The sequence below is a fragment of the Parvibacter caecicola genome (assembly GCF_003725335.1).
In the GTDB taxonomy this organism is placed as follows: domain Bacteria; phylum Actinomycetota; class Coriobacteriia; order Coriobacteriales; family Eggerthellaceae; genus Parvibacter; species Parvibacter caecicola.
In genome coordinates, this window is record NZ_QIBY01000015.1 from 44,942 (window position 1) to 55,110 (window position 10,169).

The 10,169-nt window shown below is 52.2% G+C and carries 9 protein-coding genes; all 9 read right to left on the minus strand.

Annotation, left to right across the window (positions count from 1 at the left end; all coding sequences use genetic code 11):
• Window positions 1–38 precede the first annotated feature (38 nt).
• Window positions 39–2,702: an NTP transferase domain-containing protein gene (locus DMP11_RS08115; RefSeq protein ID WP_123185993.1), complete on the minus strand. Its 2,664-nt coding sequence runs from the start codon at window positions 2,700–2,702 to the stop codon at window positions 39–41.
• A gap of 175 nt (window positions 2,703–2,877) precedes the next feature.
• Window positions 2,878–3,375, minus strand: a complete 498-nt coding sequence (locus DMP11_RS08120) for a GNAT family N-acetyltransferase (RefSeq protein WP_235869433.1) — start codon at window positions 3,373–3,375, stop codon at window positions 2,878–2,880.
• A 1-nt stretch (window position 3,376) separates the two neighbouring features.
• Window positions 3,377–4,558: an ATP-grasp domain-containing protein gene (locus DMP11_RS08125; protein ID WP_123185995.1), complete on the minus strand. Its 1,182-nt coding sequence runs from the start codon at window positions 4,556–4,558 to the stop codon at window positions 3,377–3,379.
• Between the two features lie 104 nt (window positions 4,559–4,662).
• A complete protein-coding gene (locus tag DMP11_RS08130) occupies window positions 4,663–5,475 on the minus strand; it encodes a LicD family protein (protein WP_123185996.1) in 813 nt (270 codons plus the stop codon).
• A gap of 311 nt (window positions 5,476–5,786) precedes the next feature.
• Entirely contained in the window at window positions 5,787–5,966 is a 180-nt protein-coding gene (locus DMP11_RS08135; RefSeq protein WP_123185997.1) for a hypothetical protein, read from the minus strand.
• Complete coding sequence (dltD, locus tag DMP11_RS08140; protein WP_328590237.1) at window positions 5,953–7,266, minus strand: D-alanyl-lipoteichoic acid biosynthesis protein DltD; 1,314 nt, start codon at window positions 7,264–7,266, stop codon at window positions 5,953–5,955. The genes DMP11_RS08135 and dltD overlap by 14 nt, the downstream gene beginning before the upstream one ends.
• A 1-nt stretch (window position 7,267) precedes the next feature.
• Window positions 7,268–7,510 carry a D-alanine--poly(phosphoribitol) ligase subunit DltC gene (dltC, locus tag DMP11_RS08145; RefSeq protein ID WP_123185999.1) on the minus strand — a complete coding sequence of 81 codons (243 nt, stop codon included), beginning with the start codon at window positions 7,508–7,510 and terminating at the stop codon, window positions 7,268–7,270.
• The gene (dltB, locus tag DMP11_RS08150; protein WP_123186000.1) at window positions 7,503–8,696 is read right to left on the minus strand and encodes a D-alanyl-lipoteichoic acid biosynthesis protein DltB; all 1,194 of its coding nucleotides are present in this window, start codon (window positions 8,694–8,696) and stop codon (window positions 7,503–7,505) included. Before dltB ends, dltC begins: the two co-directional genes overlap by 8 nt.
• Window positions 8,697–8,702: 6 nt before the next feature.
• Window positions 8,703–10,169: amino acid adenylation domain-containing protein (locus DMP11_RS08155; protein ID WP_148041119.1), on the minus strand; the 1,467-nt coding region annotated here is incomplete at its 5' end.

A 10,169-nucleotide genomic window follows, 5' to 3' on the forward strand; every position in this document is an offset into this window, starting at 1 on the left:
CCTTTCGCCATCGCAACCAGCAATGCCGTCGCAAGCTCCTACAAACCACCCAGTGTGCGATACGCCTCATCCACTTCTTGCAACTCGCGGAAAGAGTCTATCTCCGCCACGTCGTTGAAGGAGCATTCCCTCACATGCACCTTATATTCTTCAGGCCTACGATCAAGCGCCACATCATCCCAGAAGATCTGCTTCGCCCCTTCATCCTGGTTGAATACGGCAGGAATGTCCCTCGAAAGTCGGCCGCCATCCTTTGCAGTCCAGTAGGACACCCCCACCATCTGCCAACACGGCTCCTCGGACCCTTTGGCAATGCGAGTAATCCTCCTCTCGCCATCAACGGAGAAGCACCAATCTTCCGTTTGGTCCACAGGAATAGCCAGATAGTTAGAGCGATATTGGTATTTTGTTATTAGCTCGGGCGAGCGCAAAAGCAAATCGCTTTCGAACACATACGCATTTTGGAAGAAGTCTTTTGCCTGCAGGGCAGATGAGATGTTATTCGTTGAGTCGTAAATTGGATTATCTAAAAACTTAATAGACGGATACTTGGATTTCAGCTGGTCAAATGCGTCTTTAAGATACCCACGAACAATGTATATCTCCTCAATTCCTACTGCCGTAACGGCATCCAGAAGGCGATCAATGATTCGCTCGCCCCAAACACGCACAAGGGGCTTGGGAGTGTTAATGGTGATGGGCAACATGCGACTTCCGAAGCCTGCAGCGAAAAAAATCGCCCGCCGTGCTCTATAGGGCTCCAAGGCCGCGAGCCCCTTTACAGTGATACCACCTTCGTTTACAAGGCCCTCCTCCGCAAGCTCCGCAACCACGGCGCCATCCTGCTCCGAGACCCGGCCCCCAGCCTCCAAGGCAACAAGGACATCGAACTCCCCTCGCGAAAGCTCCGCAGGAGCCGAGGGGCGACCGTCAACCAAGCCCGCCGCTGCACGGCCAAAATCCTTAGCTGCCTTGTACCAAATACGCATCCAGTTTCCCGTAGAACTGCCAGCCTGCTCCTTAAACAGAGCCCACACATACCAGTACCACCCCACAACTGCAGTGCAGGCGACCAGGTGAGCCTTCTCTTCCTCCGTCGCCTCTCTTCCAAAATACAAAGGTAATATCTCCAACGCCTGGGAAACCGAATAACCCGACCCCTGAGCAACAAAATTGCCCAGGTCACAGCCATAATCTCCCATAGCGGCATATTCCCAGTCGATAAGGCACACCTCACCATCCCCGACCAGGATGTTGGGGCCATAAAAATCATTGTGGCAGAGTACAGGCTGTCCCGCGCCCGAATATACGAACCCGGCTATCCCGTCAACAACCTCTTTCAGCTCGTAGAAGTCAGCCGGAAAATGAAATCCCTCGGACTCCAACTGAGCCAACAGCCGATTCGCCTCGTCGTAAAAGTCGAACGACCAGGGAGACTCAACGCCGCCATCGTGGAGCTGACGCAACGCCCTTAAGGCCATCTCCACATGCTGCCTGTTGCTATACGAAAACGGCTCCCTGGTCTCGTATAGCCGAGAGATCTTCCAGCCACTAGATGCATCCTCGTAAACAAACGTCGAATCAAGCCCCAGCTCGGCAGCGGCATTCAGGGCAAACGCCTCTGCTTGGCGATTAATTATCTCACCGGTTCCAACACCAGGATGGCGGTATACGAAGTTATCTCCCTTACAGGAAAACACCACGGAAAGGTTTGTTATCCCCTCTTGCAAAGGGCGAACGCCACCTATATCCAATCGAGAGCAATGGAGCACGCTGCAAATATTGTCCAGAATCGCCGAATCGACGTTCTCCAGAAAAGCAGAATCAAATGAGCAGAGGTCCTCCATCCGGTCGAACTCCCGAATGGCAGAAGGAGGAACCCGCCTCGTCCTGAGGGTAAAATCCTCTATGTGGGCAAGCAGTATGCGCTCCCAAAGAGCCCCGGCGGTTTCAGGGCGGTTGTACTCCTCTGAGATATACGCGAGCAACTTCCTTCCAGACTCTGCATCAATAAAAGATGGTCCCAGGAGATACCAGCTCTTCCCCGCAGCCGCCTGCTTGCACCCCTTAACACGCCCCTGCCCATCCAGCTCTACCGCCGTGCCCGATTGGCTGTCTTCAAGCAATACGGCCATGCACTCAAGAGAGTACTCCCATGCATGGAATGGATTCTCGGGATAGAACTGGTCGGAACAGCATACATAGGAACCGAGTATTCTCTCCCCCGCCAAAAACACCGAGGAATGATTGTTGCGCTCCCTGTAATCACAGGCCTCAAGCAGCTCAACGCCAAACTCGTCTTCGAGGTAGAACAGCTGCTCTTTCATGTGACCAACCACAACAGTGATGCGCTCGATTCCAACTTCTTGCAGCTGGCGAATCATTCGCTCTATCAGCACTTCGCCATGCACTGTGAAAAGCGGCTTGGGGTGCTCGTACGAAAGAGGAGCCAAACGCGCCGAAAGACCCGCAGCCAAAATCACCGCACCTTGCACTCGATACCCTTTGAGCGTCTTGACCCCCAGAGGAGTTAGCTTGTTGTCGGCATCCAGGAGTCCCTCGCCACGAAGAACGCCCACTGTTTTATTGACGGCGCCGAGCGAAATCCCCGTAACCCGCGATACCAGCCTTTGCGAAGAACCAGGCTCTTCAGCGAAGGCGCGTAAAACCGAAAATGACTGATGCGCAATTATCTTCAACACCTCCAGCGTTCACCGCAATATACAATTGGCGAAAAATGAACACTGGAAATATACACCATCCTATGCCGGTTTTCACCTGAAGTAAGGGGACATCTGAAAAATGCAGATGCAAATGCGCAGACGCCCCCTACGGCGTCTGCGACGTGGGGGGCGGCGAGATGCCACTGCCGAAAATCTACCGGTACTCGTACCTTCGGAATTTCACCTCACCAGCCACGGGATAATCCTTCACCACATAGCTGTCGGTCCTCTCGAAGCCGTTCTTCAGGAATATTCTCTGGGAGGCCACATTGTCGTCACGTATCTGGGCATACACCACTTTGCCCAACTCTACCGCATGCGGTTTGATAAGCCTGATGGCCTCAGTTCCAAGACCGCGGCCCAGCCAGTCTTCCGCCAGGCTAATACCAACCTCCACCCCATCCGACAGGTTGGATAGCATAAGCCAGCCCGCGGTTGATTCTCCAGCCTTGAGCATGTAGATCTTCCTCGACCCCTCTTGCGCTAGGTCAACCGTCCCAAGACGCTCCATGAAAATACCTCTGATGGCATCTTTGTCAGGAGCCGACGTGTATCCCATCCAATAGATATCCGGCTTTCCGCATCGAATCGCATAGTAAGCCTCAAAGTCTTCGGCCGTGCAGGGAACAAGGGCAACAGCCCTCTCATCCACGCTACTCAACTCGCACCTCTATCTTACGCAAGGCCTCCTCGCAGCACTGCACCGCCTCGTCACGGCTTTCGCCCCGAGCAACCACATATCCAAATCGGCAAGAATTATCCTGGCTTTCGCCAAACTCGTCACCAACAGAGCACATCGCTCGCGCCAGAGCAACGCCGTCGATTTTGGCAGCGGCATCAAAGCCTTCAATCGACACCACCCTCCCCGGCACGCTGGGGATAAATCGTATGGCGCTGTATGTGCCGCCATATATGACCGGCAAAACAACTCGCTCACCAAAAGCAAGTCTGATTGCAATTTCCTGCAGATTCAGACCAGTTGAGAGGCTAATCAAATACTGCTGGATACCATCGCCACCCATTCGCGCGCCAATCTCAACCATTTTTGGGCCAGCATCGGTGACAATAATCTCTGCATGCGCAAACCCGTTCATGATTCCCATAGCGAGCGCCGCTGCACAAGCCACACGCCCGATTTCTTCAATAGTCTCAGGAGGGAGAACCGACGGCTGGGAATGGCCAACTTCGACGAAGTTCGGCGACCCAGATGTTACCTTGTCGGTAACCTGCAGCACCATTGGACAGCCCTCTAGCACTAAAACCTCAACGCTCACCTCGGGGCCCATCATGTACTCTTCCAGGAGGATCTCACCACTATCGCTCGCCCGCATGCTTCCCGTAACAGCATCCAGAAGCTCCTTTTCCGAATGCGCCACCCTAATCCCCTTGCTGCTCGACATATCAACAGGCTTGGAAATCACCGGATAATCCATTCGGGGCAATTTGCCCAACGCCTCGAGGCTACTCAAGCGAACAAACCGCGGGTGCGGAATGCCAGCTTCCTCGAATGCCAGTGCCATCTCGTACTTATCTGTTGCCCTTCTAGCCGCTTCTTTATCAAGGCCCGGTAGTCCAAGAGCAGCACACACCTCGGCAGCTGCAGGCACAGCCACATCAGAAGCGCCGGCAGTGGCGCCATCTGGAAGGTACCCTTTTGCAAAAGACACGATTTGCGAAAGATCTTTCAGACTGCACTGGAAGTAATCGTCAGCATACTCAACGGCCGGAGCCGTGCTCCTGCAATCAACAACACAGGTTCTTATGCCCATCTTTTTCGCCTGGACAACCAAAGGAATCTGGAACTCGGAAGCGCCCAGAATCATAATTTTCTTCATCGCATTTCCTCACTTGGACATCGGAGACAATCGTAGGCTTCTGCCTCCTGAGCACATCAAACCGTCATCGCAACTCAATTAACCCGAGACCGCTCGCTCCCCACTCAGCAACTCGGAACCCAAGCAACCAGCGAGTGCGTGATGCGTTTTTCGACAGGTGGGATGATCATATAGTCGCCATAACCGCCCCTCAGAGCAGTGTCCCAATCGGCGATAACAGGGAATTCTCTTCCCTCGAAACTCATCTTAACCATTGGACCCTCGGCGCCAAACTTGAAACGACCCTGGTAGGAGTTGTACGAAAACGTTAGGTTGACGGCAAATGGCGTCCCATCAATCGCATAGGTCCTCGCGTTCTCGTTGATTTCTCGCGCAAGGCTAAGCGGAGTCCTGTAGAAGAACAAAACCTTAAATAGCGCTTTAACGAACTTCCTCTTAAACCCAACTGCCGATGAAACAGGGGATGTCTTTGCCGTAAATATCAAATTGAGGCGTTTTGCCTTAGAGCAGAGCCGTCGCGCCGCGCCATCATCATCTGGGACACCATCCAGAGGGAACAAATCGACCCACAAATGCCCCGGCTCAACAACGCCCCTCTCAAGTGTCCTCACTTCTGGGTCGCACGCCTTAATTATGGGAGAATCCGCTAGACCGAGCCCTCTTACTCCCTCCAAGATTAACCCCGTCTCCGCCTCAAACGTTTCAACCATCCCAATCAAGCGGTCGTATGAGGCCCGAGGGACAAAGAGATCTATGTCATCATCCCAAGGGATGAAGCCACCGTGGCGCACCGCCCCGATCAGCGATCCGTAGCACAATGAATAGGGGATACCGTATCGTTCAAAAAAGTCCGCAGCTCGACAGAGGATGGAAAACTCCCTCCTCTGAATCTGCTCAAGAGATAGATATGCCTCCATACGACGACTCCTAATTTCGTAATGACTGTCATCATTCAGTATGACTGCGAATGCGGCCGCGGGCAATGGTCACACAATTTAGCGGCCACAAATTGGCCCAACCACAGGCCCTCCGAAAATCAAAGCGCCATCCTCGATAACGAGCAGCTAAACAAACTTCCGGAATTGCCGTAGCTTCCTTCGAGCGCCGTATAGCGTTATATAGACACAATCCTTTTCTTTCGTAGAATTACTTCCATGCAAACAGCCTGCTGCAAACATTTAGGAGACTCCACCGTCTTGGCACAAAAGCCCGCCAGTGCTTCATCGCTCTAGAACTGCTCATAAACAAACTCAGGCGGATTACCGAAGCCGGAAAAGCCGAAGAACCATACGAGCACGGCAATGCATGCAAATGCGCCGACGAACCACAATAGGGCCTCAATGACCGGATGACGCCGAAGCCAAGAGAGAGCCTTTGCCCCGAATCCACCACCGTCACTGCCCCCCATTAAGCACCTCTTTCCCAGCGCCTTCCGCTTCGATCATTTCTTCTTCAGCCTCCTCGGCGATATGCTCCGCCCCTGTTTCGTCGCCATACTCTGGGAAAGATGGGCTCTTCTCATCGAGTACGCTTTCTCCGGAGTAGAAGGAAACCAGCGCCCTGTCGATTTGCGCCCACCCCTTCCAAGCCATGTGCATTACGTCTCTCAGATAATATAAATCATAATCATAATATGATAAGTCTAGATAGTCGACACCAGCCTCGTCCAAGAAGCCTCGCATACGCTCATAAAGGACCTCTCGACTCTTTTGGTCGTACTGCGTTGTATCGTAATATTGCCCTTTTGCAGGCTCGATAATGAGGAGGGGCTCTATGTTCAAGTCCTTGCAGACATTTAAAAATAAGGCGAGATCTCCGAACTCCTCATCGCTCCAGCGGGAAAAGCTTTCAAAATCTTTTTTTTGGTTCTCTTCAAACCATCTCTCCGCGTATTCACTGTAGTACCAGTCGTTTATGCCCACGTCGTTATTCGTGCAGGCTGCTTTACCCTGGGACTCAACCTTATCAAAAAAAGCAGCCCAATCAAATTCAAGCTCGAGCGCGGAGGAAGAAGAATCACGCTGGCAGCTATTGTCGATGGCATCTGCAAGCTGCTGTCTCCTTTCCTTTTCAGGCAGCAAGCCCCGAAGGAAACGATTCATCTCACCTATCAGCGTAGTCGAAGACAAGTCCTCTACCGTCTGCGAAGATACGCCCAGTTCCTCAACGCGACGACAAATCCCCGCCTTCGTAGCGCTTGAAAGGCCTGGGTTCATCAGGCACTCTTGAAGAGCTTCGTCCGAGAAGCTGTTCAAGAAGGCTTCGGGAGTGCAACCGCCTTCATAAAACCAGCAATTACCCAGAAGTAGTGCGATTTTCCTCCCAGGGATTACGCCTTCCTCGTCAAGAGCACCAGTCATGATTGCGCTCCACAGAGATTGATAGCCCGCTCCCCCTATGCACATTACTCTGAATCCGAAATTATGCTCCTCAAAAAAATGTACGGGATACGCCGAATCTTCAATCGACTGAGTTAACTCCGAAGAACCCAGCAGAAACTTAACATCTTCACCCCTCTCAGCCCTCGCCTCAACCATTTCCGCAAGGACAGAGGGCGACCCCCAAAGCGCACTATCAGGCCGAGGAGAAACTGGCTTTTCACGAGCCCGCTGAAGAAGCTGGGTGTTCGACGGAGACGCTGCGAACCAAACCGCACCGATTCCCACTGCAACCGCAAGCGCACATAGTACCGCAATAAGCCTTCGCACTCTAAATCCGCGCTTCCACTTGAGCGATAATCTTATTCACAGAATTCATCTCTTCACGCTCAACTGCCGTTGGGGCAATCTCCACGCCAAATTCCTCTTCAATTGCCACAAGCAGCTCTATTGCCGCCATAGAGTCAAGCAGTCCAGCCGCGAACAGGTCTATGTCCCTCTCTTCCCGAATTACATCGTCATCGCAAATCTCTGCCACCAGATCCAACATGCGATCTTCAACTGCACTAGCCATGAATAATTCCTCCTATCACCATATGAAGCTGACCCGAAAAGATAGCCATACCAAACATCACCAGATTAATGGTTGTCACCCACTGGAGAACCTTATACCAACGTTTTTGCCTGTGCCTCTTATGGAAGGCAGATTTCTTCTGATACACATCCGTTGCGCTCATGAGTACGCCGTAATATAGGCCGTAAGCAAGATAATCCACCGTAATCCCATGCCAAGCGCCCATCAGCATAAAATTACACATGTACCCCGCGCATGCCCGCTGCATACGGTCGGCGAACAGCTTTTTTCGCGTAGCATGCTTTACAACACGCATAAAGACGAAGTCGCGGAGCCACGCTGAGAGCGTCATGTGCCATCGATCCCAAAACTCCCTCACGTCGAGGGCAAGAAATGGAGCCCGAAAATTACGCGGCGTTTTAATGCCAAAGCAATAACTTGCCCCCATTGCCATCATAGAGTAGCCGGCGAAATCAAAAAACAGATAAAACCCGTACATATAAGCATCTTTAACCTGAGCAAGCGCCTCATGCCAGACAGATCCACCACCTAGGGGCTCGGGAGTAAAGTAGCTGAAAAACACGGTTCCGAGCACCTTCTGATACACCGCCCCTATAAGGATCAGCATAATGCCGCTCGCTAAAAGATTTGCATACTCCCCTGTAGAATAAATCCTGTTTGCATCATCGGTAAACCGACGGCTTCTATCTATAGGACCAGAGGTAAACGGCGCAAAGAACACCAGAAAATAGAGATAGTCCACGAAGGTCATCTCAGCAATGACACCATCGCGGATCTCGATTATGACCTGCACCGCCTTAAAAGTAACGTAGGAAATACCCAAAAAGCCCATGAGGTTCTGGTCAAAGACGGCACCGACCTTATAGACAACGAGGGGCAGGACAACAAATGCAATGCCAAGCCGATACCTCAACATGGACTGCTGCCCTCTTTGCCAGCTTCTCAAAACCCAGAACGTTACCGTGCAGGAGATGCAAAGAAAAGTCACGAAAGCCGCAATACCCTCGGGGGTTTCGCCGAACAACAGTAACAAAAAAACAACCGAGGCAGCTAGTCCATAGTATTTAATGCGATGGCCTGTGAGTCCTAAAATTGACGCAGGTACAACAGCTACGGCGAGAATGAGGTAAAAGGCCGGATCAACGTAGAAGTTTAAAGAACCCATACTCGCCTACGCCAAGGCCTTCCGGTCTATCTTGCCGTTGTTATTTAGAGGAAACTCCCGATGAAAGACCATCTTTTTGGGAATCATATACTCGGGCACGATAGAGGAAAGCTGCTTTTTCAGGGCAATCGCAGTACTTAAATCGCCTTCCAAAGAGGAATCCTCAAGCATCACATGGGCAACAAGGTGCACCACCCTGCCATCACGCTCTTTAGGAAGAACCACCGCCTCCTTAATGGCCGGCAAGCGAGTGAGCGCCTGCTCCACATCCCCAAGCTCAACCCGAAAGCCGTTGATCTTAACTTGGAAATCCAGGCGTCCAAGGCAATAGAGACGACCTTCTTCGTCCACAAAGCCTTTATCACCCGTGCGATAACAGCGAGCAGACAATCCGCCATCAAGATTGATTTCCCCAAATACGCGCTCAGTGAGGTCGGGGCGGCCATAGTAGCCCGCCGAAACAGTAGCCCCCGCAAGGTAAATCTCTCCCAGCTCCCCACAGCCCAAAATTTCACCGGAGTCCACATCTCTGATTATCGCCTTCATCTCAGGATTCATGGTCCCTACCGGAAGAGGACTGATCTCGTGCGCCATCTGCTCGTCAATCAAAATATCACTCACAGCCTGCGTTTCGGTAGGTCCATAAGTGTTGTAAACCTTCGCCCCAGGAAAACGTTCAAGCATCTTGAGGGCCGTCGCATTGCGAAACACCTCGCCGCAAAGTACGAAAGTATCCAGCTTCGGAAGGAGCTCTGCATTGAATAATGGGTCGGCGAGGCACATTTCCACATACGACGGAGTTGAGATCCAGACCGTCATATCGCTTCGAGATAGCGCCTCGAAAGAAGCCTTCATGCTGGATTCCTCCTCGGCTTCTAACGCATACAGCGTATAGCCAGCCGCCAAGCCCGGGATAAGATCAAACAGGCTCACGTCAAACGTGTACGGAACACGGTTAAAACTCACCCCATCCTCCCTCAAAGGAAAGAAGCGTGAAAAGTATCTGAGAAAAGCATCGGCGCAGCGGGAAGGCATCTGGACCCCCTTGGGGCGACCAGTGCTACCAGAAGTGAACAGCAAATAAAACGGTGTATCATCTTTTATCCAACAAGAAGGATCAATCCGGCCACCGAGCCCGGCTATTTCCGATACCACCCCTTCAGGGAGGACCCCCGCCGTTAAGTCTTCATCGCCGGTAAAACCACAATCGGATAAATCGAGAACGAGCGGCTTTCCAATTTGATCCAAGATATCGTTGACGCGATCCGCGGGATATGCGACGTCTATAGGGGAATACGTGAGACCAGCCTTGATGGCCGCAACAAACGAAACGAGCATCAGCGCCGACTTGTGCCCGTATACCACTACAGGCTTTCCGACAGGGGCATTGTCTAGAAGATACGCGGCCAAGCTATCTGATTTATCCCAAAGCTCCGCATAGCTTACTGAGTTGGCCTCAGAAGACCCCCCCCC